This window comes from Methylobacterium sp. J-090, assembly GCF_022829345.1.
Lineage (GTDB): Bacteria > Pseudomonadota > Alphaproteobacteria > Rhizobiales > Beijerinckiaceae > Methylobacterium.
Map to the genome: position 1 here is coordinate 1 of NZ_JAKSXV010000060.1, position 26,869 is coordinate 26,869.

The 26,869-nt window shown below is 67.5% G+C and carries 29 protein-coding genes, 1 other RNA gene and 1 pseudogene; 14 read left to right on the forward strand and 17 right to left on the reverse strand.

Features of this window, described 5'->3' with window-relative positions; genetic code table 11:
• Nucleotides 1-291: 291 nt before the first annotated feature.
• A complete protein-coding gene (locus tag MKK49_RS08125; protein WP_244027617.1) occupies nt 292-510 on the forward strand; it encodes a hypothetical protein in 219 nt (72 codons plus the stop codon).
• Between the two features lie 10 nt (nt 511-520).
• Here MKK49_RS08125 and MKK49_RS08130 read toward each other — a convergent pair whose 3' ends face one another.
• Nucleotides 521-892: a hypothetical protein gene (locus MKK49_RS08130; protein WP_244027619.1), complete on the reverse strand. Its 372-nt coding sequence runs from the start codon at nt 890-892 to the stop codon at nt 521-523.
• A 142-nt stretch (nt 893-1,034) separates the two neighbouring features.
• Here MKK49_RS08130 and MKK49_RS08135 point away from each other — a divergent pair, with 142 nt between their 5' ends.
• On the forward strand, nt 1,035-1,799 hold the full coding sequence (locus MKK49_RS08135; protein WP_244027621.1) for a hypothetical protein: 765 nt from the start codon (nt 1,035-1,037) through the stop codon (nt 1,797-1,799).
• Nucleotides 1,800-2,242: 443 nt separating this feature from the next.
• Here MKK49_RS08135 and MKK49_RS08140 read toward each other — a convergent pair whose 3' ends face one another.
• Together MKK49_RS08140 and MKK49_RS08145 are read right to left on the reverse strand one after the other, a co-directional pair.
• Complete coding sequence (locus tag MKK49_RS08140) at nt 2,243-3,988, reverse strand: recombinase family protein (RefSeq protein WP_244027623.1); 1,746 nt, start codon at nt 3,986-3,988, stop codon at nt 2,243-2,245.
• A 42-nt stretch (nt 3,989-4,030) separates the two neighbouring features.
• Nucleotides 4,031-4,684, reverse strand: a pseudogene (locus MKK49_RS08145) (magnesium chelatase domain-containing protein); the annotation flags it as partial.
• Nucleotides 4,685-4,853: 169 nt separating this feature from the next.
• Between MKK49_RS08145 and MKK49_RS08150 the strand changes: the two are divergent.
• Nucleotides 4,854-5,117 (forward strand): PepSY domain-containing protein, encoded by a 264-nt coding sequence (locus tag MKK49_RS08150; protein ID WP_244027625.1) that lies wholly within the window; start codon nt 4,854-4,856, stop codon nt 5,115-5,117.
• Nucleotides 5,118-5,147: 30 nt separating this feature from the next.
• On the opposite strand, the gene MKK49_RS08155 is transcribed toward MKK49_RS08150, so the two are convergent.
• Nucleotides 5,148-5,555: a DUF5991 domain-containing protein gene (locus tag MKK49_RS08155; RefSeq protein ID WP_244027627.1), complete on the reverse strand. Its 408-nt coding sequence runs from the start codon at nt 5,553-5,555 to the stop codon at nt 5,148-5,150.
• A 150-nt stretch (nt 5,556-5,705) separates the two neighbouring features.
• On the opposite strand from MKK49_RS08155, the gene ffs reads away from it, so the two are divergent.
• The 3 genes from ffs to MKK49_RS08170 all read left to right on the forward strand — a co-directional run bounded on the left by ffs (nt 5,706) and on the right by MKK49_RS08170 (nt 8,140).
• Nucleotides 5,706-5,802: signal recognition particle sRNA small type (gene ffs / locus MKK49_RS08160), an RNA gene on the forward strand.
• A 70-nt stretch (nt 5,803-5,872) separates the two neighbouring features.
• Nucleotides 5,873-7,756 carry a DNA polymerase III subunit gamma/tau gene (locus tag MKK49_RS08165; protein ID WP_244027629.1) on the forward strand — a complete coding sequence of 628 codons (1,884 nt, stop codon included), beginning with the start codon at nt 5,873-5,875 and terminating at the stop codon, nt 7,754-7,756.
• A gap of 63 nt (nt 7,757-7,819) precedes the next feature.
• A complete protein-coding gene (locus MKK49_RS08170; protein ID WP_056087003.1) occupies nt 7,820-8,140 on the forward strand; it encodes a YbaB/EbfC family nucleoid-associated protein in 321 nt (106 codons plus the stop codon).
• Nucleotides 8,141-8,179: 39 nt separating this feature from the next.
• On the opposite strand, the gene MKK49_RS08175 is transcribed toward MKK49_RS08170, so the two are convergent.
• Nucleotides 8,180-9,799, reverse strand: a complete 1,620-nt coding sequence (locus MKK49_RS08175; protein ID WP_244027631.1) for a phosphoenolpyruvate carboxykinase — start codon at nt 9,797-9,799, stop codon at nt 8,180-8,182.
• 338 nt (nt 9,800-10,137) lie between these two features.
• Between MKK49_RS08175 and recR the strand changes: the two genes are divergently transcribed.
• From recR to MKK49_RS08200, 5 genes are all read left to right on the forward strand, one after another.
• Nucleotides 10,138-10,743 carry a recombination mediator RecR gene (recR, locus tag MKK49_RS08180; protein WP_244027633.1) on the forward strand — a complete coding sequence of 202 codons (606 nt, stop codon included), beginning with the start codon at nt 10,138-10,140 and terminating at the stop codon, nt 10,741-10,743.
• Between the two features lie 100 nt (nt 10,744-10,843).
• Nucleotides 10,844-11,359 (forward strand): peptide deformylase, encoded by a 516-nt coding sequence (gene def, locus MKK49_RS08185; RefSeq protein ID WP_244027634.1) that lies wholly within the window; start codon nt 10,844-10,846, stop codon nt 11,357-11,359.
• Between the two features lie 22 nt (nt 11,360-11,381).
• A complete protein-coding gene (gene fmt / locus MKK49_RS08190) occupies nt 11,382-12,314 on the forward strand; it encodes a methionyl-tRNA formyltransferase (protein ID WP_244027635.1) in 933 nt (310 codons plus the stop codon).
• Nucleotides 12,314-13,099, forward strand: coding sequence for a tRNA pseudouridine(38-40) synthase TruA (truA, locus tag MKK49_RS08195; RefSeq protein ID WP_244027636.1), 786 nt, complete (start codon nt 12,314-12,316; stop codon nt 13,097-13,099). The genes fmt and truA overlap by 1 nt, the downstream gene beginning before the upstream one ends.
• 196 nt (nt 13,100-13,295) lie before the next feature.
• Nucleotides 13,296-14,552: a hypothetical protein gene (locus MKK49_RS08200; RefSeq protein ID WP_244027637.1), complete on the forward strand. Its 1,257-nt coding sequence runs from the start codon at nt 13,296-13,298 to the stop codon at nt 14,550-14,552.
• Nucleotides 14,553-14,562: 10 nt separating this feature from the next.
• On the opposite strand, the gene dapE is transcribed toward MKK49_RS08200, so the two are convergent.
• Nucleotides 14,563-15,747 (reverse strand): succinyl-diaminopimelate desuccinylase, encoded by a 1,185-nt coding sequence (gene dapE / locus MKK49_RS08205; protein WP_244027638.1) that lies wholly within the window; start codon nt 15,745-15,747, stop codon nt 14,563-14,565.
• Between the two features lie 112 nt (nt 15,748-15,859).
• On the opposite strand from dapE, the gene MKK49_RS08210 reads away from it, so the two are divergent.
• Complete coding sequence (locus MKK49_RS08210) at nt 15,860-16,636, forward strand: HesA/MoeB/ThiF family protein (protein WP_244027639.1); 777 nt, start codon at nt 15,860-15,862, stop codon at nt 16,634-16,636.
• Nucleotides 16,637-16,639: 3 nt separating this feature from the next.
• Here the strand turns inward: MKK49_RS08210 and MKK49_RS08215 are convergent, their stop codons facing one another.
• From MKK49_RS08215 to MKK49_RS08260, 10 genes are all read right to left on the reverse strand, one after another.
• Entirely contained in the window at nt 16,640-17,476 is an 837-nt protein-coding gene (locus tag MKK49_RS08215; RefSeq protein WP_409565040.1) for a DUF1186 domain-containing protein, read from the reverse strand.
• Nucleotides 17,477-17,501: 25 nt separating this feature from the next.
• Nucleotides 17,502-19,925 (reverse strand): phenylalanine--tRNA ligase subunit beta, encoded by a 2,424-nt coding sequence (gene pheT, locus MKK49_RS08220; protein ID WP_244027641.1) that lies wholly within the window; start codon nt 19,923-19,925, stop codon nt 17,502-17,504.
• An 18-nt stretch (nt 19,926-19,943) separates the two neighbouring features.
• Complete coding sequence (locus tag MKK49_RS08225; RefSeq protein ID WP_244027642.1) at nt 19,944-20,429, reverse strand: hypothetical protein; 486 nt, start codon at nt 20,427-20,429, stop codon at nt 19,944-19,946.
• Nucleotides 20,429-20,737 (reverse strand): hypothetical protein, encoded by a 309-nt coding sequence (locus MKK49_RS08230; RefSeq protein WP_244027643.1) that lies wholly within the window; start codon nt 20,735-20,737, stop codon nt 20,429-20,431. The genes MKK49_RS08225 and MKK49_RS08230 overlap by 1 nt, the downstream gene beginning before the upstream one ends.
• Before the next feature lie 9 nt (nt 20,738-20,746).
• A complete protein-coding gene (gene pheS / locus MKK49_RS08235; RefSeq protein ID WP_244027644.1) occupies nt 20,747-21,829 on the reverse strand; it encodes a phenylalanine--tRNA ligase subunit alpha in 1,083 nt (360 codons plus the stop codon).
• Between the two features lie 214 nt (nt 21,830-22,043).
• The gene (gene rplT, locus MKK49_RS08240) at nt 22,044-22,418 is read right to left on the reverse strand and encodes a 50S ribosomal protein L20 (RefSeq protein ID WP_244027646.1); all 375 of its coding nucleotides are present in this window, start codon (nt 22,416-22,418) and stop codon (nt 22,044-22,046) included.
• A gap of 50 nt (nt 22,419-22,468) precedes the next feature.
• Complete coding sequence (rpmI, locus tag MKK49_RS08245) at nt 22,469-22,672, reverse strand: 50S ribosomal protein L35 (RefSeq protein ID WP_018044555.1); 204 nt, start codon at nt 22,670-22,672, stop codon at nt 22,469-22,471.
• A gap of 175 nt (nt 22,673-22,847) precedes the next feature.
• Nucleotides 22,848-23,135 carry a hypothetical protein gene (locus MKK49_RS08250; RefSeq protein WP_244027647.1) on the reverse strand — a complete coding sequence of 96 codons (288 nt, stop codon included), beginning with the start codon at nt 23,133-23,135 and terminating at the stop codon, nt 22,848-22,850.
• A 3-nt stretch (nt 23,136-23,138) separates the two neighbouring features.
• A complete protein-coding gene (locus MKK49_RS08255) occupies nt 23,139-24,146 on the reverse strand; it encodes a WD40 repeat domain-containing protein (RefSeq protein ID WP_244027648.1) in 1,008 nt (335 codons plus the stop codon).
• Nucleotides 24,147-24,198: 52 nt separating this feature from the next.
• Complete coding sequence (locus MKK49_RS08260) at nt 24,199-24,867, reverse strand: YoaK family protein (RefSeq protein ID WP_244027649.1); 669 nt, start codon at nt 24,865-24,867, stop codon at nt 24,199-24,201.
• A gap of 168 nt (nt 24,868-25,035) precedes the next feature.
• Between MKK49_RS08260 and MKK49_RS08265 the strand changes: the two genes are divergently transcribed.
• Both MKK49_RS08265 and MKK49_RS08270 read left to right on the forward strand, forming a co-directional pair.
• On the forward strand, nt 25,036-25,479 hold the full coding sequence (locus tag MKK49_RS08265) for a response regulator (protein ID WP_244027650.1): 444 nt from the start codon (nt 25,036-25,038) through the stop codon (nt 25,477-25,479).
• Nucleotides 25,480-25,503: 24 nt separating this feature from the next.
• Entirely contained in the window at nt 25,504-25,872 is a 369-nt protein-coding gene (locus MKK49_RS08270) for a photosystem reaction center subunit H (protein WP_244027651.1), read from the forward strand.
• A gap of 23 nt (nt 25,873-25,895) precedes the next feature.
• Here the strand turns inward: MKK49_RS08270 and MKK49_RS08275 are convergent, their stop codons facing one another.
• The gene (locus tag MKK49_RS08275; RefSeq protein WP_244027652.1) at nt 25,896-26,825 is read right to left on the reverse strand and encodes a LysR substrate-binding domain-containing protein; all 930 of its coding nucleotides are present in this window, start codon (nt 26,823-26,825) and stop codon (nt 25,896-25,898) included.
• Nucleotides 26,826-26,869 lie beyond the last annotated feature (44 nt).

Consider the following 26,869-nt stretch of genomic DNA (forward strand, 5'->3'; position numbering starts at 1 on the left):
CGGCTACCAGCCGCCTGCGCCAGAGGTCCTCATCTGGCCAACCGAACCGAGCGGATCAGTGCCGTCCGCTCGCCCTGCCATCGTCACGCGACCGACGATGCACTAACTTCGAACATGGGCCACCGAACGGGGGCAGGCCAAGGTGGGTAATTAAAAGCCTTACCGAGTGCCAAGGGGCCGCCTGAAGTAGTGACCGGTAGGCTGTTTAGAAACGACCTTAGAAAGGTCCCAAAGCTCATAGTGCAGCCGTCGCCTTGGATTGGAGGTCCCAACATCCACCAAGAGGGCCATGTGGTCGTGACGTTCGAAGGGATTTGGCTAGTTTTTGGCGCCACCATATACCACCCAAACGGCTGGGGCATCGAACGAGCAGGGTTTAATATTATTCCGGCTGCGAGCGGGCTTTTATTTCCTGAAGTTTTGAAAAGGCTGAATTCAGGCCAAACAGAAATTAAATCATACTCGTCCTTGGTGCTGTTCGACATTGGAGAAATCGGCACCCTGGGCTGACTAATTTGATTCACTTTATCCGTGATTTTGGCTTGTAGCAGTACGGCTCTTGCATCCCGCGTGACAGGATCAGGGCGTCCGACAATTCTGCGTTCCTCGATGGAGAAAACAACGGCATCGCCAAGCTCTGTCTTCTTTTTCTTACCTTTTGTTTCAGCGAGTGAAATTTATCAATCCAAGCCAAATTTATCTGTAAAACTCGGTTTGACATGCCTCCGGCTACAATTTTTGAAATCATTTCGCCGTGGATAGATTTAAGATAGACATCGCTAAAAAGCTGCCTTAACTGATCAAGCTCTCCTGAAGATCTGTATTTTTCACAATGCTTCCGTGTCAGGATGTCAATCCGATTGGCCATCGCCACGTCGAACCAATTGAACATGGGACCGCCGTTTGGATTCGTAATGAGATGAACGATTAAATCATACCACGGCCCTGAGTTTCCTCGTCGACTTTGACACAGCCCGTACCTGAGAAATCCTCACTCTCCCTGCTAAGTTCTCGGCGCAAGTAGGGAGCGAATCGTGGGATTGTTCGGGCGGAAGGCGCAGCAGCCAAGCGGAACCGCTTGGGCGATCACCAACAATCTGCGCGAAGCCGAGATACGGTATCTGGAGGTTCTCCGACGCGAGATCGGTAACCTCATCGTCGAGGTCGATCCCGACCTGATGGTTCGGTCATACGAGAAGGCTTGGACCTGGGAGCAGGAGACGGCCTCGAACCCGGACCGGCTGCGGGCTGACGAGGCGGCGCTCGTCGCCAAGCTCCCGATGTTCGAGGAATTTGACCTGATCGGCACCCGACACTTCGTGTCGTATGGCGAGGGTCGCCGCAGTTTGGACGACGACGACCTGGTCGAACGCTACCTCGAATTGTCGCGCATGCTGGTCTTCATGAGGAACCGATTGCAGCCCGATGTCGCCCGCCGGCGGCCGCTGCACGACGAGAAGGAGCACAAGGTGCTCCTGGACACGGTGGGCAGCCTGAAGGACCGCCGCTTCCGAGACCGGATCGACGAGGCGTTGCAGCGTTGCTACGCCTACCGTCAGGGCTTTGACGCCGGAAAAGGCGAACCCTACGCCGCTACGCGCGAAACCTTTTCGGACGCCGAGGTCGAGGTGTTCTCGCTCCCCTTCGGCATCACACCGGAAATCGAGACCGGCATCGTGTTTAAGAAAACCGATGAGCGCGGGGTCCACGCGGTCTTCGTGCATGACGACGGTCGTAGAAACATCACCTACTACCGGACGGACCAACAGTTCACGAAGCGCGATTGGGTCGGCCGCTGATCGCGTTTCCCGGTGGATCGCGGCCTTCCGCTTGGTCACCAGCCATTTCGTTGAGAAGCGAATGTAGGCGCACAGAAGCGCACGCAAAGTTCCTCACGAGTCCCTTCGAGACGGTCAGCCGCGGACGCTGTCAGCGCCCCGCTCACCCTGCGTCTCATTGTCTAAGCAACTGTGATTGTTCACACTAATGCGCGCGGAAAGGTGGCGTCTTCGGGAGGGCTCGAACCTCCGACCCCGGGTTTAGGAAAACGGGGGGTGGCATTTTTGGCTGCTGCTTTTCGGCGTCGATCCACCTTCGCCAAGGCCCCGAAATTCAAGAGAAATTAACCATCGCAGGCGGTTTGCTATTGGCAGTCACTCCACCAAGGCGAACCACAAATTAACCGTACGCAGGCCCCTGGTCTTGCACGGTCGGTCCCTTTGAAATCGACCCAGTTTTTGGCTCACATCCGGGCCGCCGCGATCATCTCTTCCTCGTCGGGCACAGCCTCTTGCTGGGCTTCTCGCCTGACCCTCGCCCGCCGCAGAAACTCCGCTACCAGCTTGTCCTGCCGTTCCAGCACCTCCGGTTCGAGTACCATCTCGGCCATGTCGAGCAGGTCGTCCGGGTTGTCGGAGAAGAGCAGGACCGGGACCTCGGCAGCTTCGGCCACCTTCCCGAACATGCGGTAGCCCTTGTAGGTCGCGGTGATCCTATCGGGCTCGAACACCACCTTCTTGACCGTGCCCCGGATCTGCTGGGCCAATCGCGTCCGAAGGTCGGCACGTTCATCGAGGCTGGCGGCGGCCAGCCTGGCCCGCAGGTCCTGGATCATCGCCCGGCGGCGTTCGCCGGATGGCTCGTGGGCGCCCATGACGGCCTGGCGCTTCGTTTCGGTCAGCTCCGCCCTGGTGGCCTCGATCTCCGCGCTGATCTCGATGGCCCGCTCCAGATACCCGCTAACGCCAGCTTCCACCGCGCCGCGGATGTTGGCCAGGTTCGTCTTCAGTGCTTCGACCTTGGCCTCAAGATCGGCGGCGGTGAGCCTCCTTGCCGCCGGCTCCTCAGTAGCCTTGGCCAGCACCTTGTCGAGGTCGAGCCTTACGGTCGACCCGAGCATCTGGTTCTCGGCCCAGTCGATCCGCCACCTCCGAGTGTTCGTGCACGCACCCCGGCCGGCCTCAGCGCAAGTCAGGTAGGCAGCCCCCTTAGGAGGCACGCCCTTGTTGATCCTCTTCATCTTCCCGCCGCAGGAGCAGAAGGCCAGGCCACGGAATAGGTTCGCAACACCGGTTGTCTCGTGCTTGCCAGCGGCACCCGTTCGGCTCGCCTTCGTGGCATTGGCCTGGATGAACTCGGCCTCATTCACGGCGGCTGGGTAATAGTCTCGGATCGGTGAGCCGGCGGGATGGCGTTGGCCCTGCTCGTCCCGTCGGTACGATTGCATCTCGCCGAGGACGGCCCGGTTCTGCAGCACCTTCTGGATGTAGGAAGCGTGCCATTCCTTCCCGCCATCGAAGGTCGGGATCTTGGCCTCGTTCAGCCTCGTTGCGATCCGACGCTTGCCGTAGCCTCGGAGGGTCTCGGAAAAGATGCGGCGAACGATGTCGCGTCCAGAGGGAAGGTCGCCCTCACCGGGCTTGAACTCGATCCGGCGCGTACCGTCTTGATCGACGACGTGGAGCCAGCCTGGCACCCGCGCGGTGATCACCTGGGTGGAGGCGTTGCCGCGCTTCTTCACCCATGACTTCGCGAGCCGGACAGCCTTGGTCTTCGACTCCTCGTGGGCTCGCATCATCACCATGAGCGACCCGAACAGCGCGAAGGGTTCGGCCTCGATCCGTTCCCGGGAATAGACCTGCCGGTCGATCAGCGTGACGACGTTGATGCTGGCCTTCAGCAGCTTGTTGAACTCCTCCAGGACGTCGAGGGCGCTCTCGCGGCTGAAGCGGTCGAGGCTCTCGATCACCAGGAACGATCCCCGCGGGATCTGGCCTTCCTCGACGAGCTTGAGGAACTTGCCGAGAGCGCCTCGCGTCCGATTGAGGCCACGGAAGGCGCTGATGCCGAGGTCGGTCAGGCTTTCGTCAATGACGAGCCCCTTCTCCGCAGCCCATTCCTGGGCCGCCTCCGTTTGCCGTCGGAGGCTGTCGCCCCGCATCTGCTCCGGGCGCGAGAACCGGATGTAGCTGTAAGCCTTGGCTGCCATGATCCGGACCCTACGGGCCAGGCCCTAAACAGGCAATGAAATGGGACACGACCTCAGGATGTTGTGGGCACCGGCCGCGGCGATCTCCAGTGCGCGCTTGGCGCCCTCCTGGCCCTTGATGTCGCGCAGGTCCGGCAAGGCACCGCCCGGTGCGGCGATAGCGGGCTCGGGCCGGGCCATCACCTGGGTGCCCTTGAAGTGGTTGGCGAGCTGGATGAGCGAGCGGGGTGCCAGCACATCCATGTCGCCCGCCGCCCACGCCGCCTCGGGTCCGGTGGCGGCCGGGCAGATGAGGCCGAGGCCGCGCGCGTTGGCCGCCATGGCGGCGGGCAGCACGCCGGACACCGCCGTGATGGTGCCGTCGAGGGCGAGTTCGCCCAGGACGCAATACCCCGTGAGGGCATCGGCCGGCAGGGCGCCGATGGCCGCCATCACGGCGAGCGCGATGGGCAGGTCGTAATGCGAGCCCTCCTTCGGCAGGTCGGCCGGGGCGAGGTTCACGGTGATGCGCTTGGCCGGCAGCGCCAGCCCCGAGGCGATGAGGGCCGAGCGCACCCGCTCGCGCGATTCGCCCACCGCCTTGTCGGCGAGCCCCACCACCGTGAAGGCCACGAGGCCGGGCGCGATCTGCACCTGCACATCGACGGCCCGCGCCTCGATTCCCTCGAAGGCGACGGTGGCGACGCGGGTGACCATGGTTCTTCGCCCTCGGGATGGCTCGCCACATGATGGCTTGGCAGGTGCAAGCCTAGGCGGCAGCTCAAACGGAAACAACCGGCGCGCGTGGGGCACATCTCAGGAACTGGGAACAGAATCGTACGGTGCGTCGTTCGCACCGCACCCCAACGATTTTCAAGGAGTTCCCATGTCGTTCAGGACCACCGGCCTCGCCGCCCTCGCCCTCGCCCTCGCCTTCACCGGCGCCGCTCGCGCCGACCGCGAGCCCACCGCCGCCGAGCTGACGCGGATCGATGCCGTGCTCAAGGAAGCCGGCTTTACGAAGTGGAAGAAGGTCGAGGTCGAGGACGACGAGATCGAGGTGGACGACGCCATCGACGCCAACGGCAAGCAGTTCGACCTGAAGCTCGATCCCAAGACCTTCGCCATCGTCAAGCGCAAGGCCGAGTAGGACGATCGGCAGCGGTTGCCCGCACCGGGATCACCGCTGCCGCTGGAAGGCGGCCATCGCCGTGCCCGCGCCGACGCCGTCCGGCGTCAGCGCCTGCCACCGGGTGACGAGGGCGCCGCTCCGCTCCATGCTGAAGAGCGGCGCCCCGACATCGTAGCGCTTCGTGCCGTAGGCGTTGACGATCCGCCCGTCTCCGTAGGTGTGAAAATCCACCGAGACCGAATTCGCGTCACCCCGAAGCTTGCACACGATGGTCTCGTTCGTCTGGAAGCCCTCGACCCGCAGCAGGCAGTCGCGGGTCCCCCGCCCCGGCACGAGATCGAGGCGGTAGGCGACAACGATGGGAGAGCCTCCCGCGGTCCGGCCCGCGCTGTGCTCGAAGACGTAGGTGCCCGCCCAGGATCGTGCGGGCTCCGGGGCGGCGAGGACCGCCGGCATCGCGAGGAGACAGGCCGTGATAGCCAGGGCCGCGCGAACCCCGCATGCACGAACCCGACGTGTGTGAGACGAAACCATCCCTCGCTCTCCCTCGCGGTTGCTTCGGTCCGGCCGCTTGCATCCGCCGCCGACGCCGGCCATATAGCGCACGGGAGGTTGGCGAGGGACGTTTCACTCGCCAACCGGGTCAGGTCCGGAAGGAAGCAGCCCTAACGAGACCGAGCGGGTCTTTGTCCAGCCTCCCACCTTATCTGTCGTAAGTAGCCCGCGTGGCGGCATCCCTCCGACCAGGGCGGCGCCAACCCACGCAAGGCAGCATGGACGCGACCTCCGGTACACCGAGCGACGCACCCGGCCTTCCGGGTTTTCCCGAGTCGTCCGCGGCGGCGACGCCTTATCGGGTGCTCGCCCGCAAGTATCGACCGCAGAATTTCGACGACCTGATCGGCCAGGGCGCCATGGTGCGGACGCTGGCCAACGCGTTTTCGGCCAACCGCATCCCGCAGGCCTGGATGCTGACCGGCGTGCGCGGCGTCGGCAAGACCACCACGGCCCGTATCCTGGCGCGCGGCCTCAACTACGTCCGCGACGGGCACCCCGATACCGGCCCGACCATCGCCATGCCGGAGCTCGGGCGCCACTGCCAGGCGATCATGGAATCCCGGCACATGGACGTGCTGGAAATGGACGCCGCCTCGCATACGGGCATCGACGACGTGCGCGGGATCATCGACGGCATCCGCTATTCGCCGGTCTCGGCCCGCTACAAGGTCTACATCGTCGACGAGGTCCACATGCTCTCCGAGAAGGCGTTCAACGCCTTCCTGAAGACCCTCGAGGAGCCGCCCCCCCACGCCAAGTTCGTGTTCGCGACGACCGAGATCCGCAAGGTCCCGGTGACGATCCTGTCGCGCTGCCAGCGGTTCGACCTGCGCCGCGTCGAGGCCGACACCCTGGTCTCACACCTGACTAGGATCTGCGCGGCCGAATCCGTGGAGGCGGATGCGGAGGCGTTGTCCGCCATCACGCGGGCGGCGGAAGGCTCCGTGCGCGACGCCCTCTCGCTCCTCGATCAAGCCATCGCGCACGGCGCCGGACACGTGAGCGCCCAAGGCGTGCGCGACATGCTCGGCCTCGCCGACCGGGGCCGGATCGTCGACCTGTTCGAAGCGGTGATGCGCGGCGACATCCCGGCGAGCTTTGCGGAGGTGCGCGGCCAGTACGAGGCCGGGGCCGACCCGGCCGTGATCCTGTCCGATCTCGCGAGCTTCACCCACCTCGTCACCCGCCTGAAGCTGGTGCCGGAGGAGGCCGCCGCCGACCCGACCCTGAGCGAGGCCGAACGCTCGCGCGGCGGCGATTTCGCGAAACGGTTGTCCGTCCGGGTACTGTCGCGGGCTTGGCAGATCCTGCTGAAGGCGATTCCCGAGGTGCAGACGGCGACACGCCCCCTCGCCGCCGCCGAGATGGCCCTGGTGCGCCTCGCCTACGCCGCGGACCTGCCGACCCCGGACGAGGCCCTGCGCCAGATGCGCGGTGAGGCCCTGGCGGCGCCCGCCCGTACCCCGACGGACGCGCTATCCAATGCCGCATCCGTGACGGCGCAGGGGCGCCCGGCCCTGCCGCCGATCCCGACCTTCTCGTCCGAGGCGCCGCCGCGCCCGGTCGTCGCCCTGGCGGCGGGCGGCGGTGGCACCCGCCCGGCCCTCACCATGGTCGCGCCGTCTCCGGCACCGTCCATCGCCCCGCTGGCGGCGCCGGAGCCCGAGGGGCCGCGCCTCACGGGCTTCGCCGATGTCGTCGCGCTGGCCGACACCAAGCGCGACATCGGCCTGAAGATGGCCCTGGAGCGCGAGGTCCACCTCGTGCGCTTCGAGGAGGGCCGCATCGAGTTCCGCCTCGCCGAGGGCGGTCGCCAGACCATCGCAAACGATCTGGCCAAGGCCCTCGATGCCTGGACGGGCCGGCGCTGGATCGTCGCCCTGTCGAAGGAGAGCGGCGAACCGACCCTCGACGCCACGGCCCGGGCCGCCACGGAGACCCGCCACCAGAATGCCGCCGCCCACCCCCTCGTGCGCGCGGTGATGGCCGGCTTCCCCGGAGCCCAGATCGTCGATGTGCGCGACCGTGCGCCCGAGATCACGGCGGATGCGCCGCCCACGGGCGAGGCCGAGACCGACGAGACCGACGGCGAGGCATAGCGCCGGCACCGAGCCGTCCCCAGATCAGGCCGAGACAGCCCTCACAGCCAAGGAATCCCACCGATGCGCGACCTCATGGGCATGATGAAGCAGGCCCAGGCCATGCAGGAGAAGATGGCCGCCCTGCAGGGCGAACTCGACACCGTGGAGGTCTCGGGCGCCTCCGGCGGCGGCGCCGTGCGGGTGACGATGACGGCCAAGGGTCAGGTGAAGGGCGTCCAGCTCGATCCCGCCATGATGAACCCGGACGAGCGCGAGATTTTGGAAGATCTCATCGTCGCCGCCATGAACGACGCCCGCGGCAAGGCCGAGCAGGTCGCCGCCGAGCGGATGGGCGAACTCACCAAGGGCCTGCCCCTGCCGCCCGGCCTGAAGCTCTTCTAGGATTTCGCAGGGGGCGGCCCGGAGGCCGCCCCCCAAGGATCAGGCCGCGATGGCCTGCGCGGACGGTTCGGCCGCCCGCACGTCGGCATCGACATGCTCGGCGAAGCGCTTGAAGTTCTCCTGGAACATGGCGACGAGGCGCGTCGCCGTCTCGGCGAAGGCCGCCTTGTTGGCCCAGGTCTGAACCGGCGAGAGGACGTGCGGCTCGACGCCCGGCACCGAGACCGGCACCTGGAAACCGAAATACGGGTCGCGCCGGAACTCGACCTGGGACAGGGAGCCGTCCAGGGCGGCCGCGAGCAGGCGGCGGGTGACACGGATCGGCATGCGCCGGCCGGTGCCGACGCCGCCCCCGGTCCAGCCGGTGTTGACGAGCCAGCAATCGACGTCGTGCTTCGCGATGAGGTCGCGCAGGAGGTTGCCGTAGACGCTCGGGTGGCGCGGCATGAAGGGCGCTCCAAAGCAGGTCGAGAACGTTGCCTCGGGCGCCGTCAGGCCGCGCTCGGTGCCGGCCACCTTGGCGGTGTAGCCGGACAGGAAGTGATACATCGCTTCCGCCCCCGTGAGCCGGGCGATGGGCGGCATCACCCCGAACGCGTCGCAGGTGAGCATGACGATGTTCTTCGGGTGTGCGGCACGCCCCGTGGTGCTCGCGTTGGCGATGAAGTCGAGGGGATAGGCGCAGCGGGTGTTCTCCGTGCGCGAAGCGTCGTCGAAATCCGGCACCCGGGTCTCGGGGTCGACGACCACATTCTCCATCACCGTGCCGAAGCGCTCGGTGGTGGCGTAGATCTCCGGTTCGGCGTTGCGCGAGAGGCGGATGGTCTTGGCATAGCAGCCGCCCTCGAAGTTGAAGATCCCGTCCGGGCTCCAGCCATGCTCGTCGTCACCGAGCAGCATGCGCGAAGAATCGTTGGAGAGGGTGGTCTTGCCCGTGCCCGACAGGCCGAAGAACAGGGCCGACTGGCCGGCCTCGTTCAGCGCCACGTTGGCCGAGCAGTGCATCGGCATCACGCCGACCTTGGGCAGGCGGTAGTTGAGGTAGGTGAAGACCGACTTCTTCATCTCGCCCGCATAGGCCGACCCGCCGATGAGGACGATGCGGCGGGAAAAATCGATGGCGATGACCGTCTTCGAACGGCAGCCGTGGCGATGCGGCTGGGCCTCGAAGCTCGGCAGGTCGATGATCGTCAGCTCCGGCACGAAATCGGACAGGGTCTCGCGCTCGGGCCGGATCAGCAGGTTGCGGATGAAGAGCGAATGCCAGGCGAGCTCCGTGAACACACGGGCTTTCACCCGGTGGCACGGATCGGCGCCGCCGTGGAGGTCCTGGGCGAACAGCTCGCGGCCCTCGGCATGGGCGAGAAAATCCTGGAACAGCGTCTCGAACTGTTCGGCCGTGATCGCGCCGTTGTTCTCCCACCAGACCTCGGTCTCGGTGGCCGCATCGCGCACCACGAACTTGTCCTTGGGCGAGCGTCCCGTATGGCTGCCGGTGGTCGCCACGAGGGCACCGCCCTGTGCGAGTTCGGCCTCGTTCCGGCGCAAGGCCTCCTCGTAGAGGCGGGGTGCCTCGAGGTTCCAGTGCACGGCTTTCAGGTGACGCAGGCCGATGGCCTCGGCGCCGTGGCCCGAATTGAAAAGTCCGATATTGGTCATGCGCGTTCCTCCTCGGGCACCTGATCGCTCCGCCGGGCCGAACTCGTTGTCTGGGGCGTCCGCGCGGTCGTTCAGGTCCGCCGCGCGCAGGTTCGCCGCCCCACGAGTCACCGTTTGTGCTCGGTTGCTCAAATCTTGCCGACAAATCACGTTTGCGACAATGGAAAAAGAAATTTGACGTTTGGCCATCCGGCCTCGGCGCGTGCGCGGGGGCGAAACCGGAGGTGGGCGACCCTATGTAACGGTGATCCCCGCTTTCGCCGGGAACGCTTCACCCGCTATCCGGCACGAACCCCGCGGCGGCCTCAAGCGGCCGCACGAGCCCAGACGGACCGTCCATGCCCCAAGCCGTCGCCGGTCCCGAGATCGAGCGCCTGATCCAGCTCCTCGCCCGCATGCCGGGCCTCGGCCCGCGCTCGGCCCGGCGCGCCGCCCTGCAACTGATCAAGAAGCGCGAGACCCTGCTCGCTCCCCTGGCCGACGCCATGCGGATCGCCTCCGAGCGCATCGTCGTGTGCAGCGCCTGCGGCAACGTCGATACCGCCGAGCCCTGCACCATCTGCCGCGACGCGAGCCGCGATCCGTCCACCCTCGTAGTGGTGGAAGACGTGTCGGATCTGTGGGCCCTGGAGCGCTCGGGCGCGGTGACCGCCCGCTACCACGTGCTGGGCGGCGTGCTCTCGGCCCTCGATGGCGTGCGTCCCGAGCACCTCAACCTCGACAGCCTCGTGGCCCGGGCCGCCGACCCGGCCATGCGCGAGATCATCCTGGCGCTGAACGCCACCGTCGATGGTCAGACCACGGCGCATTACGTCACCGAATCGCTGAAAAGCCATAACCTGAAGATCACCCGCCTCGCCCACGGCGTGCCGGTGGGCGGCGAGCTCGACTACCTCGACGAAGGCACGCTCACGGCCGCCATCCGAAGCCGCACGCCGTTCTGAACGACGGTCGACTGGAGCGGTCATTTGACCGCTCATCGGCGCAACCTTATCTGCGGAGGATCGGGGCGCGGCCCCGCCTCACAGCCCAAGCCCGAATCCCATGACCATTCGTCCGCTCGTCATCCTGCCCGACCCGATCCTGCGCAAGATCTCCGAGCCGGTCGGCCCCGTGACGGACGAGGTCCGCACCCTCGTGGCCGACATGCTGGAGACCATGTACGACGCCCCCGGCGTCGGCCTGGCGGCAATCCAGATCGGCGTGGCGAAGCGCGTCGTCACCATCGACACCTCGAAGGACGAGGACGACCGCCGGCCGCAGATCTTCCTCGATCCCGAGATCGTCTGGAGTTCGGACGAGAAGCGCGTCTACGACGAGGGCTGCCTGTCGATCCCCGAGTATTACGGCGAGGTCGAGCGCCCGGACCGGGTCCGCGTGCGGTTCCGCGGCCTCGACGGTGCGACCCAGGAGATCGAGGCCGACGGGCTGCTCGCCACCTGCATCCAGCACGAGATCGACCACCTCGACGGCGTGTTGTTCATCGATCACCTGTCGAAGCTGAAGCGCGACCGGGTGGTGAAGAAATTCGCCAAGGCGGCCAAGCGCGACGCCGCCTGAACCGGTATCAAGGACAAAATCCATGCGCGTCGTGTTCATGGGCACGCCGGATTTCGCCGTGCCGACCTTGTCGCGCCTCCACGCCGACGGCCACGCCATTGTCGCGGTCTACACTCGCGCGCCGGCGAAAGCCGGGCGCGGCATGGCCCTGAAGGCCTCTCCCGTCCAGGTGATGGCCGAGGGTCTCGGCGCGCCCGTGCTGACGCCCGCGACCCTGAAGACGCCGGAGGCAGCCGAGACCTTCCGGGGGCACGCGGCCGATGTCGCCGTGGTGGTGGCCTACGGGATGCTGCTGCCGCAGGCGATCCTCGATCTGCCGCGCCACGGCTGCCTCAACCTGCACGGCTCTCTGCTGCCGCGCTGGCGCGGTGCGGCCCCGATCCAGCGCGCCGTGATGGCGGGTGATGCCGAAAGCGGTGTTGGCGTGATGCGGATGGAAGCCGGCCTCGACACCGGCCCGGTGGCCCTGGAGGCGCGCCTGCCGATCACGGCCGGCATGAGCGCCGGTGACCTGCACGATGCCCTGATGCCCCTCGGCGCCGACCTGATGGCGCGAGCCCTCGCGAGTCTGGCGCGCGGCGACCTCACCTTCACGCCGCAGGCCACGGAGGGTGTCGTCTACGCCCACAAGATCACCAACGACGAGGCGCGCATCGATTGGAGCCGCCCGGCGGCGGCGGTCGCCAACCACATCAACGGGCTCAGCCCCTTCCCAGGTGCCTTCGTCGAGGCCGATCTCGGCAAGGGCGTCGAGCGCGTGAAGGTTCTGGGCGCCATTGCGACGGACGGCTCGGGCGCCCCCGGCACGATCCTCGACGAGGCCTGCACCCTCGCCTGCGATACGGGTGCCGTCCGCCTCACGGCCCTGCGCCGCGCCGGCAAGGGCGGCGCCGCCACGGGGCCGGAATTCCTTCGCGGCGCTCGTCTGGCGCCCGGCGCGTCCCTCGGCGCCTGATGTCGCGCTACAAGCTCGTCATCGAGTACGACGGCACGCCGTTCTGCGGCTGGCAGCGCCAGTCCGCGCAGCCCTCCGTGCAGGGTGCCATCGAGGGGGCGGTGACACGGTTCTCCGGCGAGACCGCCGGCCTCACCTGCGCCGGCCGCACGGATACGGGGGTTCACGCGACGCATCAGGTCGCGCATCTCGACCTGGCCAAAGCGTGGCGGACGGACGTGGTGCGCGACGCCCTCAACGCGCATCTTCGGCCGCACCCGGTCTCGATTCTCAGTGTCGAGATCGTCGCCCCCGAGTTCAACGCCCGGCATTCCGCGTTTCGCCGGCACTACCGCTACCGCATCCTCAACCGGCGCAGCCCGGCGGCCCTGACGCGCGGCCAGGTCTGGCAGGTGCCCTGGCCCCTCGATGTCGCCGGGATGCAGGCGGCTGCCCGCCCGCTCCTCGGCTGCCACGACTTCACCGCCTTCCGCGCCGCAGAGTGCCAGGCCAAAAGCCCGATCCGGACCCTGGAGCAGCTCGACGTCGCGGTGCTGCCCATGGGCCATTTCGAGGAGATCGTGGTCGCGGCCTCCGCGCGCTCGTTCCTGCACCATCAGGTCCGGGGCCTCGTCGGCACCCTCGTGCTCGCGGGCTCCGGCAAGATCACGGCCGACGACGTCGCCGCAATCCTGGCGAGCCGCGACCGCAGTCGCTGCGGGCCACTGGCGCCGTCGTGTGGGTTGACGCTGGTGGGAGTGGATTACGCAACCCACAACCAATTCCCGACCAACAATAAATCTTAGATTGCATTTTTACGGGATAATGGGCTCTTTCGCACAACCTGAGCGGTTTTTTGTCGGGTAGCGTGGGATCGAACTCATGGAAACACCTTTTCGAATCGTCATCTTTCTCGCCACCACTTTCGCAGCCCTGTCACCGCTCATTTTCATCGCGATCCGAGAAGCGATCAAACGCCAGCGGCAGGAAACCATCAAAGATTTGGCCCTGGTCTTCGAGATCGCCGATCGGTTGAGCCCATCGCTGATCCCCTCCTTCGAATTCGTGAAGTACAAATACTTCATCGGTTCGAAGCGCCGGCTTGGGCCGGTCGTCGGTCCGACCCATCAGACCGCGGTGATCGCAGACCTCCCACGCCGGAAGGAAGATTTCGCGACTGTTTCATGGCTCATCGGCAGCATCCCGTTCAGCGTCCTGTCGGGCTTGACGATGTTCTACGCCCTATCGCTCCTTGTTTCGCTTCTGGCCCCGGCAGGGGGTGATTCGACACCGTTCCGCTGGCCGGGCGTGACCTACCCGACGCCTGGAGATCTCGGGATCGTATGGTTGCTCGGCCTGTGCGCAGCGTTCGCCGGCAGCTACCTCACGGCCCTGCGCAATCTCTACCGGGCGATCAAGAACTTCGACCTCAGTCCCGGGACCCTGGTCGGCGAGACGATCCGGATGCTCCTGAGTGCCGTGCTGGCCCCGATCCTCGTGGTCGGCCTGCTTTGGATCGGAACCGAAACGATCAGGGCCCTGGCGATCAGTGAGGCCACGCTCACAGCGCCGTCCGTCATCGCCCTCGTGGTTGCCGCGAGTTTCATTGCCGGCGTGATGCCGGAGGTCGTCCTGCGCAGCATCATCCAGCGGGATAAGCTGCGAAACTTCAAGCGCGAGAAAGAGGAGGTGTTCGAGGCGTTTAAGATCACGCCGGTGGAAATCATCGATGGCATCGACAGCGATATCCGCATCCGCCTTGAAGACTACCACATCCACTCGACGCAGAACCTTGCCGCTGCCAACCCCCTGATGCTGTTCGTCGAGACGCCTTACGGAGTCTATCAGATCATGGATTGGGTCGCCCAGGCTCAGCTCTGCTGCTCCGTCGGGCGGGATCGGGTCATCCGGCTCTGGCCCCTCGGTGTGCGAACCCTGTTCGATCTGGAGCGTCTGGCCGCCTCCAGCGACGGGGCGAACGAAGCCCTGCTCCTGGAAGTCGGGCGAGTGATCCTGGGCGAGGGACTGGTTCCGAAAGACGTCTCGAACCGTGCCGCTGCGGCCGCCCTGGTACGGGCCAGCATCGAGTTGCGCCTCGACGATCCGCACGTTCAGCGCCTGCGCCAGATCTACATCGCCGTGGGCGACCGCCTTGGCGCGAGCAGTCGGCGGTTTCGGTCGAGCCGGCTCCTCTACCGGTGCCGCTACCGCTCGGGTCGAGGCTGGCTGTGCCGGACCCTGAAGCCCAAAGCCGCCTGACGGGTGCGGCTCACGCCGACCGTGCCGCATCGAAGTAAGCCCCGATCACCCGCGTGTAGATCGCGGTCAGCCGGTTCAGGTCGGCCACGGCCACGCACTCGTCGGTCTGGTGCATGGTCTCGCCGACGAGGCCGAACTCGATGACCGGGCAGGCGTCCTTGATGAAGCGCGCATCCGAGGTGCCGCCCGTGGTTGAAAGCTTCGGCACCCGGCCGGTCTCGGTCTCGATGGCTGCGACGACGAGGTCGGTGAAGGCGTCGGGCCGGGTGAGGAAGGCCGGCGCGTTCGAGGGCTGTAGGTCGAGGCTGTAGCGCACGGCGTTGCCGGCGGCGCGTTCCAGGCGGGCGCGAATTTCGGCGCCGAGCGTCTCGGCCGTCCAGCCCTCGTTGAAGCGGATGTTGAAGGTCGCCCGCGCCTCCGCCGGGATGACGTTGGTGGCCGGGTTGCCGACATCGAGGGTGGTGAATTCGAGGTTCGACGCGTCGAAATGCCGGGTACCGCCATCCAGCGGCGCGGCCAGCAGCGCACCCGCGAGGCGCAGCATCCCGGGGATCGGGTTCTCGGCCCGGTGCGGGTAGGCGACATGGCCCTGGCGGCCATGGACCGTGAGCTTGCCGGTGAGCGACCCGCGCCGGCCGATCTTGATCATGTCGCCGAGGCGCTCGGGATTCGTCGGCTCGCCGAGCAGGCAATGGTCGAAGCGCTCGCCGCGCGCCCGCGCCCATTCCAGGAGCTTCACCGTGCCGTTGATGGCCGGCCCTTCCTCGTCGCCGGTGATGAGGAAGCCGAGGGAACCGCGGAAGTCCGGTCCGACCGCATCGAGGTAGTCGAGGGCGGCGGCGAGCATGCAGGCGATGCCGCCCTTCATGTCGACGGCGCCGCGCCCGTACAGGATTCCATCGGCGACGGTCCCGGCGAACGGCCCGTGGCGCCAGGCCGCGACATCCCCCGTCGGCACGACGTCGGTGTGGCCGGCAAACAGCAGGTAGGGCGCGCCGGTGCCGATGCGGGCATAGAGGTTGTCGATATCGGGCGTGCCCACGTCCGAGAAGCGCGGCCGATGGACCGTGAAGCCGGCGCCTTCCAAGACACCGCCGAGCCAATAGAGGGCGCCGCCCTCCTCCGGCGTCACCGAGGGGCAACGGATCAGGGCCTGGGCCAGCTTGAGCGGCGAACGGTCGAGGGAATCGGGCACGGCCAGAATCTCGCAGGGTCTCGGCGACTATCGCCACGGCCATAGGCGCGGGCCGCAGCGCACGCAAATCGCGGGGCTTCCGGTGGCGGTTCGCGAGGGTTATCTCCCGGTCATGGCCCTGTCATCCGATGAAGTCGAACGCTACGCCCGCCACCTCGTCCTGCGCGAGGTCGGCGGACCGGGCCAAGCCCGCCTCAAGGCGGCGCGCATCCTGGTGATCGGGGCCGGCGGCCTCGGCGCGCCGCTGATCCAGTATCTCGCGGCCGCCGGCATCGGCACCATCGGGGTCGTCGACGACGACACCGTGTCCCTGTCGAACCTTCAGCGGCAGGTGATCCACGGCACGCCGGATCTCGGCCGGCCGAAGGTCGAGAGTGCGGCCGACGCCGTGGCCCGGCTCAACCCGCATGTCAGTTTCGTAGCGCACCCCTTTCGGCTGACGCCGGAGAACGCCACGGACCTGATCGCGGATTACGACCTCGTCGCCGACGGCTCGGACAATTTTGCCACGCGCTACGCCGTCTCGGATGCGTGCTTCCACGTCGGGCGCCCCCTGGTGACGGCGGCCCTGGGCCAGTTCGACGGCTCGCTCACCACGATCCGCGCCCACGAAACCGGGGCGGACGGGCGGCCGAACCCGACCTATCGCTGCCTGTTCCCGAGCCCCCCGCCGCCCGGTTCCGTGCCGGCCTGCGCCGAGGCCGGGGTGCTGGGCGCGCTCGCCGGCATCATGGGCTCGCTCATGGCCCTGGAGGTGATCCGCGCGGTGGCCGAGTTCGGCGAGCCCCTGGTCGGACGCCTGCTCATGGTCGATGCGCGCTCGATGCGGTTCGAGACCCTGGGCTACGTCTGGGACCCGGAGAACCCGCTCAGCGGGACGACAGCGTGATCCTCACGCGGCCTTGTCGAGGCAGCACTTCTTGAACTTCTTGCCGCTGCCGCACGGGCACGGATCGTTGCGGCCGACATCCTTCAGGGGGTTTCGCACCGGCTGTCCGGCATCTTCGGCCGTCCAGGCGAGATCCGCGACGGGATCGTCGAGGGTGCCGTAGCGGCGCGGATCGAAGCGGGCGAGGTCGTCGGGCTTGGCTTCGGCCTGCCGCAGGGTGGTGCGGAACCACGGCGCGTCGCTGAACTCGTCGGTCAGGCGTCCGTCCTTGCGCGCGGCCGCCGAGCGCGGGGCCAGATCGCGAAACCCCAGCAGCGCAATGGTCTCCTCCCAGCCGACCCAGCCGATATCGCCCTCGACGGCCACCCGTCTGTCGTCGAAGCGCACGAGGAGGTCGTGGGTCGCCTGCCGGTCGACGCGCCCCGTCTGGGTCAGGAAGGTCAGGGCCGCGAGGGCTTCGTTTCGGACGAAATCGTCGAGGGTGCTGTCGAGGATGAGTCGGTGGAGGGGGACCACCTCCCCGTCGAAGACGCTGACGAGGATGCGGGCGAGCGTCGTCGTCACCGCGTCGCCCAGCAGGGCGTCGAGGGTGTCGCCATCCTGGTGCAGCAGACGGACCAGGGGGGCGAACACGCGGGTGTCGCGGGCGGCGGCGAGAACATGCAAGCCGTAGAATAGCAGGTTGGCGTCGGCCTCGGAGACCTCGGTTCCGTCCACGGGTCCGGCCAGTACGCGAAGGACCTCGTCGGCGATGGTCTCCGGCGCTTTGACGGCCTGGCGCAGTTCGGCGGCCGGCAAGTACTCGGCCGCCGAGAGGGCATCGACGAGGGCGCGGTCGATCATGGTGGGGCTCCGGGTCCGGGGGTCAGGCGCGCAGGGTCGCGCCGGTCTTGCGTCCGACCTCGGCGACGATCTTGGCCGTCACCGCCTCGATTTCCGCGTCCGTCAGGGTGCGGTCCACCGGCTGGAGGCGCACGGCGATGGCCACGGATTTCGAGCCTTCCGGAATGCCGACGCCCTCATAGATGTCGAACACGTCGATGCCGGCGATGAGCTTGCGCTCCGCTCCTTGCGCCGCCTTCACCACCTCGCCCGCCGCCACGTCGCGGGGCACCACGAAGGCGAAGTCGCGCGAGACGGGTTGGAAGTCGGAGAGGGCCAGGGCCGGCTTGACCTTGGTCGGGCGATACTTCGGCAAGGGCACGCCATCGAGGGTGATCTCGAACGCCACGATCTGCCCCTTGAGGTCCAGCGCCTTCATCACGCGCGGATGGATCTCGCCGAAATACCCGACCGGGTTCTTCGGCCCGAACTGGAGGGTGCCGGAGCGACCGGGATGCAGCCAGTCCGGACCGCCGGCCACCACCTGCAACCCGCCCGTGGGAATGCCGAAGGCGGCAAAGAGCGCCAGGGCGTCGGCTTTGGCGTCGAACGCGTCCACGGTGTCCGCGGCGCCGTCCCAGTGACGGCCGCCGCCGAGATGGCCGGCGGTGGCCCGACGGATCGCCGTGGCGCGGATGGTCTGGCCCTCGGGCTGATCGTTCTCGAAGCACTGGCCGACCTCGAACAGGGCGACGTCGGCAAAGCCCCGGTCGGCATTGCGCTGGGCGGCGCGCAGGAGGCCGGGCACGAGGCTCGGGCGCATGTCGGAGAGGTCGGCCGCGATGGGATTGGCCAGCACCAGATCGGCCCGGCCGCCGCCGAACAGCACGGCGTCGTCGTGGGGAATGAACGACCACGTCACCGCCTCGACGAGGCCGCGCGCGGCGAGCGCCCGCTTGGCGAGGCGCGTGCGCTTCTGGATCACCGTCAGCACGGGCTTGCCCACCTGGGCCTCGATGCGCGCGAGGGGTTTGGGCTCGATGCGATCGAGGCCTGCGATGCGGATGATCTCCTCGACGAGATCGGCCTTGCCCTCGACGTCGGCGCGCCAGGACGGGGTGAGCACCTTCACCCGATCGCCGCTTCCGGCGACATGGAAGCCCAAAGCCTCCAGGGTGACCTTCATCTCGGCCCGCGACAGTTCGAGGCCGGCGAGACGGCGGGTCTCGGTCCAGGGGAAATCGATGACCCGCTCGGTTTCGGGCGGCTCGCCGACGATGACGGGCTGGCTCGGGGTGCCACCGCAGATCTCGAGGACGAGGCGGGTGGCGAGATCGAGGCCAGGTAGGGTGAAGGCCGGATCGACGCCGCGTTCGAAGCGGTAGCGCGCATCGGTGATGATCCCGAGGCGCCGCCCGCTCTGGGCGATGTTCACGGGGTCCCACAGGGCCGATTCGATGAGCACATCCACGGTCCCGGCATCGCACCCGGAGGCTTCGCCGCCGATGATGCCGCCGATGGATTCCACGCCGTTATCGTCGGCGATGACGACGGTGTCGTCGGTCAGCACGTAGGTCTTGCCGTCGAGGGCCTTCAGGTCCTCGCCCCCGCGGGCACGGCGGACGGTCAACCCGCCCGCGACCTTGGCGGCATCGAAGACGTGGAGCGGCCGACCCCGGTCGAAGGTGAGGTAGTTGGTGATGTCGACGAGCGCGTTGATCGGGCGCAGGCCGATGGCGCGCAGGCGCGCCTGCATCCAGTCCGGCGAGGGGCCATTCCTGACGCCGGTGACGCGGCGCAGGGTGAAGTACGGGCACAGGCCGCGATCCGCCGGCTCGAAGTCGAGGGTGACGGGCACCGGACAGGCCCCCTCCCCGCGCACGGGCGGCTGGGCCTTGTGTTTGAGGCCACCGAGGCCGGTGGCGGCGAGATCGCGGGCGATGCCGTGGATCGAGGTGCAGTCGGCGCGGTTCGGCGTCAGGTTGATCTCGATGATCGGATCGTCGAGGCCGGCATAGACGGCGTAGGGCTGGCCCGTCGGCGCGTCTTCCGGCAGGTCGAGGATGCCGTCATGATCCTCGCCGAGGCCGAGTTCGGCGCCCGAGCACAGCATGCCCCGGCTCTCGACGCCGCGAATGGTGCCGACCGAGAGGGTGATGGCCTTGCCCGGCACATAGGTGCCGGGGGGGGCGAACACGGTCTTCATGCCGGCCCGCGCATTCGGCGCACCGCAGACCACCTGCACGGGCTGCCCGTCGCCGGCATCCACCGAGCAGACGCGCAGACGATCGGCATTGGGATGCTGCTCGGCCGTGAGCACATGGGCGATGACGTAGGGCTTCAGGCTCGCGGCCTTGTCCTCGATGCCCTCGACCTCGAGGCCGATGCGCGTCAGCGTCTCGGCGATCGTGTCGAGGGAGGCCTCGGCGTCGAGGTGATCCTTGAGCCAGGAGAGGGTGAATTTCATGGGTACGACTCTTCGGCCCTAGAGCGGCCGGGTTCTGGCGATCAGGAGAACCGCAAGCTTCTTGCGGTCAAGCGTCGGAAGGGATTCGATCAACGTCACCGTCCGTTCCGCGAGTTCGATCAGGCGCAATGTCTCGTCGTGGCGGACCGTCAAAGCCGGCGGCGAATAGTCGGCAGCATTTCGGGCTTCCTGCAAACTCAGGAAATTGTTGCCGATATCGGTTACGCAAGAGCCGATCAGGTTCGCGTCCCGACTGTTGAGACGCTTTTTCGCCGTTCCATGATCGAGGAGCCGATAGATCGGCTCCAGCACCGCGTTCTCCTGGCTCCATCCAATCAGTTCGCTCGCGCAAACGAAGCAGAGTGCGTGAAAGACAGCGTAGTAGGACCCGCTGATGGCCCTGCGCATGGCTGCTTTACGCAGATTCACACGTCCGCGCATGTTCGCAAGCGCGCGGGATGTCTCGATCAAATCATAGACGAGCGGATTTCCGAGTCTCGGCATCAGTGCTGGTCCGAAATCTCATCCGAGGGGTCGTCGCCCAGCACTTCGTCATCGGGGTAATCGTAACGGATATAAGGAAACCGCTCCTCGCCCTTGTCGAGGAGGCGCTGGCGCAAGGACGACAGTGCTCTCGTTGAAGCCTCTCCATTGGTCACACCAGCCTGCGGCTTGAAATGCGCCGTCACGTAGAGCGAGGGCTCGCCGTCGAAATTCGGCGCAGGCCGAACCTCAGCATGGGCGAAGCCATGGGGACCGAGCGTCTCGCGAAGTACCTCGTTAGCGATCCGATGAATTTCGTCCCCGGTCATTCCTGCCTCCTACCCCGTCAAACCGGCCACCAAGCTCGGGATATCGAGCGGCCGGAAGCCGTAATGGTCGAGCCAGCGCACGTCGGCCTCGAAGAACGGGCGCAGGTCCGGCATGCCGTATTTGAGCATGGCGATGCGGTCGATGCCCATGCCGAAGGCAAAGCCCTGCACGCTGTCGGGGTCGAGCCCGCAATTCCGAAGCACGTTCGGATGGACCATGCCGCAGCCGAGGATCTCGAGCCAGTCGGTGCCTTCGCCGAAGCGGATCTCGCCGCCCTTGCGCGAGCACTGGATATCGACCTCGGCCGAGGGCTCGGTGAAGGGGAAGAACGACGGGCGGAAGCGCATCTTCACGGCCTCCACTTCGAAGAAGGTCCGGCAGAACTCCTCCAGCACCCATTTGAGATTGGCGATGTTGGCCGCCTTGTCGATGACGAGACCCTCGACCTGATGGAACATCGGCGTGTGGGTCTGGTCGGAATCGTGGCGGTAGGTCCGGCCCGGGCAGATCACCCGGATCGGCGGCTGCTGCGAACGCATGGTGCGGATCTGCACCGGCGAGGTGTGGGTGCGCAGCACCTTGCGCTGGCCGTTGCGGTCGGGCGCCAGGAAGAAGGTGTCGTGCATCTCCCGCGCCGGGTGGCCGGGCGGGAAATTGAGGGCCGTGAAGTTGTAGTCGTCGGTCTCGATGTCCGGGCCTTCGGCGACGGAGAAGCCCATATCGGCGAAGATCGCCGCGATCTCGTCCATGACCTGGCTGATGGGATGGATGCGCCCGCGCGTCTCAGGTGCCTCGCGCACGGGCAGGGTCACGTCGATACGCTCGGCAGACAGGCGGGCGGTGAGCGCCGCCTCGGCGAGGGCCTCGCGGCGGGTGCCCAGAGCGCCCTGCACGCGATCGCGAAGACCGTTGATGAGGGGACCGCGGGCTTTGCGCTCGTCCGGTGTCATGGCGCCGAGGGTCTTGAGCAGTTCGGAGACCGAGCCCTTCTTGCCGAGCGCCGCCACGCGCACGGCGTCGAGGGCGGCCTCGTCGGAGGCGGCCGCGACTTGGGCGATGAGGTCGCCTTCGAGGGTGTCGAGATCGGTCATCGGTTCAACTCACCGGCTGCGGCGCGACCCGTGACGGTCGAGCGGTCACGAGGCGAGGGTTTTGCGGGTCGAAGCGGCCTTGGCAAGCCGTCGAACGCCCGAAAACCCGGCGCGTGCTGCGAAAACGAAAAGGCGCGGCGCCCATGCGGGGCCGCGCCTTGTCCGTAGGGTTCCGACCCGGAGGCCGGACGAAAAGGCTCGGGCGGCCTCGAGGTCAGGCGGCCTTGGCGACGTCCTGCAGCGAGGCCTTGGCCTTCTCGACCACGGCGGCGAAGGTCGCCGGCTCGTGGATGGCGAGCTCGGACAGGGCCTTGCGGTCCACCTCGATGCCGGACTTGGCGAGGGCGTTGATGAAGCGCGAATAGGTCAGTCCATGCTCACGGACAGCGGCGTTGAGGCGCTGGATCCAGAGGGCGCGGAACGTGCGCTTCTTGTTCTTACGATCGCGGTAGGCATACTGCATGCCCTTCTCGACCGCCTGCTTGGCGATCCGGATCGTATTCTTGCGGCGACCGTAGTAACCACGGGCGGCCTTGAGGACTTTCTTGTGCTTCGCGTGACTGTTCACGCCGCGCTTGACGCGGGCCATGGGCTCTCTCCTGGATTACGAAAAAGGCAGTTCGGCGGGTGACGAAAGACTTACCGGCTGTTGGGCAGGAAGTATTTCTTCACGTTGGCGGCATCGCCCTCGAACAGGGTGGTGGTGCCGCGCAGGTTGCGGATCTGCTTCGTCGTCCGCTTGATCATCCCGTGGCGCTTGCCGGCCTGGGCGTACATGACCTTGCCGGTGCCGGTGATCTTGAAGCGCTTCTTCGCGCCCGACTTGGTTTTCAGCTTGGGCATTTGGCTCTCCTGAACGCGCACGCACCCCGATCCGGAACGGATCGAAGGTGATGCGCTCGGTTGATGCTTCTGATGGAGCAGCACGAACCGCCACGGCAGCCCGATCGGCCGGGCGGTTCAACGCGAGGCGGCGTATGACAGAAAAGCGACGCGGTTTCAATCCTGCACGGGACCCTCAGTCCCGCACGGGACGTTCGTCCCGCACGAGGGCCAGGATCACGTCGCCTTCGGTGACCTCCGCCATGGGCTTGGCGATCTTCACCGCGCGGGTCGGCCGCCCAGGCGGCATGAGCAGGAGGATCGTCTCCATGCCAGGGCAGGCCGGATCGGCGCAGACGATTTCGTTGACCTTGACCACGCCGTCCGCGCCGAGGCCGGCGGCGGCGCGCGTCCAGGCGAGGATGGCGCCCCGCATCGCCCCGTCGGCGGGGGGCTGGCGGCGTCCGAGTCCGAACAGGGCCACGGGTCAGCCCGGCAGGGTGAGGAGGCCGGCGGCACCGTCGGCGCAGCCGAAGCCGAGGCGGGCGCCGCGCGCGTCCCAGGCCAAAGCCGTGACGCCGCTGCCCTTCACGGCCGGGCGCACCAGCAGTTCGGAGCCGTCGGCGAAGCGCACGAGCAGGATGCAGCCGTCCTCGTAGCCGATGGCGAGCACCAGGGCCTTGGGGTGGAACGCCACCCGCGAGACCCGCGCCGGCCGCACGCCGCACTCGCGCGGCGGCTTGCCGGTCGGGCCTTCCTTGGAATCGAACGGCCAGATGATGGCGGCTTCGGCGCCGCCGGTGGCCAGCCAGTCGCCGTCCCCCGACCACGCCACGGAGCGCACCTTGCCGGGATAGCCCGACATCCGCATGTGGCCCCGGTCGGGCTGGAGGCGCCAGCCGTGAAGGGCGTTCTCCTGCATCGTCGTGACGACGAAGCGGCCGTCCGGCGACCAGGTCACGTCGATATGCGAGCCCTTCCACTCGACGAAGTCGGGGGCGGTCTCGAGATTCGGGTACCACAGGGTGGCGCCGTTGTAGTGCGAGACGGCGAGGCGATAGCCCTTCGGCGCGAAGGCGAGGCCGCGCGCCGTGGAGGGCGCGGCGAACACCTTCTCCCGGCCCTTGGCATCGCGGGCCACGACGTTGCGGCCGGCGCCGTACGCGATGGCGCCATCGGGATGGAGGGCCAGGGCGTCGATCCAGGCCCCACCCTTGGCGCGCGCCACTTCCACGGCATCGCCCTCGGGAGAGGTCGCCACGACGCGGCCGTCATCGCCGCCGGTGACGATGCGGCGCCCATCGCCGGCGGCGACCAGGATGGCGCCCTCCGGGTGGGATTCGATCCGGCGGACCTCACCGCGGCCGGCGAGGAGCACGGCACCGTCGCCGAGTGCCAGGGCCAGGGTGTCCTTCAGCCACACGGCGGCGGTGACGTGGGCTCCGGCCGCGAGGGGCGTGACGTGATCGAGGAGGGAGGGGGTGGTCTCGGCCATCCGGTGGGAATCTCTCGTCACACGGTTTCGATGGGCACGGGCACCACGGGCCTCACAGGGCGGCCGCGCCGGAGAACGCGCGCCGCGCCGTCAGGATCGTGGCGACGAGCGCCAGGATACCGGCGATGCCGGCGGGAATGGCCAGGGCATACAACGCCAGACGCCCGTAGGCGACCGTTCCGGCGAGCGAGCCGACGAGGAGGGCGAACCACACCACGCCGTCCCCCACCCAGGCGTAGCGGGCGCCGCGGCGGGCGAGCGCCAGGGCGAGCTTCTGGCCGAAGCTGAACAGGGCGCCGGTGACGAAGGTGGTCCCGGCGCGAAAGCCCTGGACGTGGGACAGGACCGCGTTCTGCGCCCCCATGGCGAGGGCGAGCATGAGCGACGCCAACCCGGAATCCGGTGCGGCGACGGCAGCCTCGAAGGCCGCGGCGACGACGGCCGCCTCGAAGCCGAGGATGACGGGCGTGCTCCAGCGCGCAGGGGTCAGGGCCGAGAGGGCGCCCCCGCAGATACCACCGAGGAGGAAGGCGACGATGAGCAGGGCCGGCAGCAGGGCGAGATGGGGCTGGCCATGCCCGAGGGCCACGGCGAACTGGGTCGTATTGCCACTCATGAACGAGGTGTAGAGGCCACCGAGCCGGATGAAGCCGAGGGCATCGACGTACCCGGCGAGCGCCGTGAGGATCAGGCCGAAGCCGAGATGCCAGGGCCGTGTCACCGGCAGCGCCCTTCCGCATTCACCACCGGGCCAGCAGGGTTAAAGCTTTGCTCACCAAGTCCGCGCAATTGGAGTGAACGCACCCGAACATCGCGCCGCCGCGGCCCGTTGGTTGGGTGATCCGGCACGGGACCGCGCGTCCCCCGCCGGGTGAGTAGGAGTTGCGTCATGATCCCATTCGCCTGCGCCGCCCTTGCCCTGCCCGCCTTCACCCTGCCCACCTTTTCCGTCCGTGGGATCGCCGAGACCGTGCTCGTCGTCGAGGACGAGGCCATGGTCTGCGAACTTGCCGCCGAGGCGTTGCTGGAGGAGGGCTATCGGGTCCTCACCGCATCCGACGCGGACGAAGCGGAGGGCATCCTGGCCCGCGAGCGTGTCGATCTGCTCTTCACCGATATCGATCTGGCCCGCAACACGAACGGCATCGCGCTAGCCCACCGCGCGCGCCGGTTTCGGCCTGACCTGCCCGTGGTCTACACCTCTGGCGGACGCGGCCACATCGCCCACGGCGACGCCGTGACGGACTCGGTCTTCGTACCCAAGCCCTATCGCCTCAGTGCTCTCGTGGCCCTGGCCAACGACATCCTGCGCTCACCCGCCCACAACGCTTGAGCGCCAGCCCCCGGACCCCGCCCCATGCGCCACCTCCTCGCCGCCCTCGCCCTCCTGGCCGCCTGCACGGGCGCCGCTTCCGCCTGCGACGTGAAAGCGGCCAAGCTCGAGGAGGCCATCGCCGCCAAGAGTCAGTTGCGCGAGACCGCCAACAAACAGACCGTGCGCGACCTGCGCACCCTGCGCGACGCAGCCATCGTGCTCGAGACCTACCAGTTCGGCTCCGAGTGCGAGCGGCTCGTCGAGATCGTCAAGACGCTGGCCGCCAATCCGGCGAAGACCATCGAGCGGGGCGGCGACACCGACGAGGACAAGGCCGAGGAGGTGCTGGAGACCCGCGAGCCGAAGGCTCCTCCGGCCGAAGCCGTGCCCGCTGCGCCGAAAGCCAACTGACGACGCCCATTGCCGGGAGGATCTCATCCTTTCAGGATCTCGCCGCTCCAGAGGCCGCGTGCGACGCGTTCCGTCATGATCGCCGTGATGGTCTCACCGGCGAACACGGTTGCGCGCGCGGCCGGCCGGTCCGGCGGATAGGACAGGACGAGGCGCCGGTTCGGCGCCGGATCGACCAGGGGGGCCGCCGTCAGGCGGCCGGCTTCGATCTCCGCGTGAATGGGAGCCAGCGGCAGGATCGTCCGTCCATGGCCCTCGCGCACGAGGTCCTTCAGCGCGGTATAACTGTCGATCTCGATGGGAACGTCGAGGGTGAAGCCGGCCCCGGTGGCGAAGTGCTGGAGGATGTTGCGCAGACCGTGCCGATCGCTCGGCAGCAGGAGGGGCTGACGCGCCAGGGCACCGAACGCGACCGGGGATTCGAGCGATAGACCGGCGTCGTTCGGCCCGATGAGGAACAGTTGCTCCAGCATCAGAGGCTGGGAGCGCAGGGACCGGGTCACGCGCGGATCGTAGAGAACCGCCAGGTCGATCTGGCCACGGTGAAGGCCATCGAGGAGGTGGCCCGTGTAGGCGCTGACGAGTTGCAGGGTCACGTTCGGGTGCAGTTCGCGGAAGGCCGCGACCAGGGGCACCGAAATCAGGTCGGCGATGGTCGGCGGCAGGCCGATGGCGACATGCCCGCCCAGCATCGAGCCCGGCCCGGTGACGCAGGCCTTCAAGGCTTCGACCTCGGCGACCACCCGCTTGGCATGAGCGAGCACGTCCAGCCCCACCTCGGTGATCACCATGCCACGCCCGTGCCGGTCGAACAGGCGCAGGCCGAGTTCCTCCTCCAGAAGGCGAATTTGCCGGCTGAGTGCCGGTTGCGCGATGCGCAGACGCCTCGCCGCTTTGCTGAGACTGCCGAGTTCGGCGACGTGAACGAGGGTGCGGAGCTGGGTCAGGTCCATCCGAGAACCTATGCCGAACGGCGATAGCTGTTCAATCTCGATTG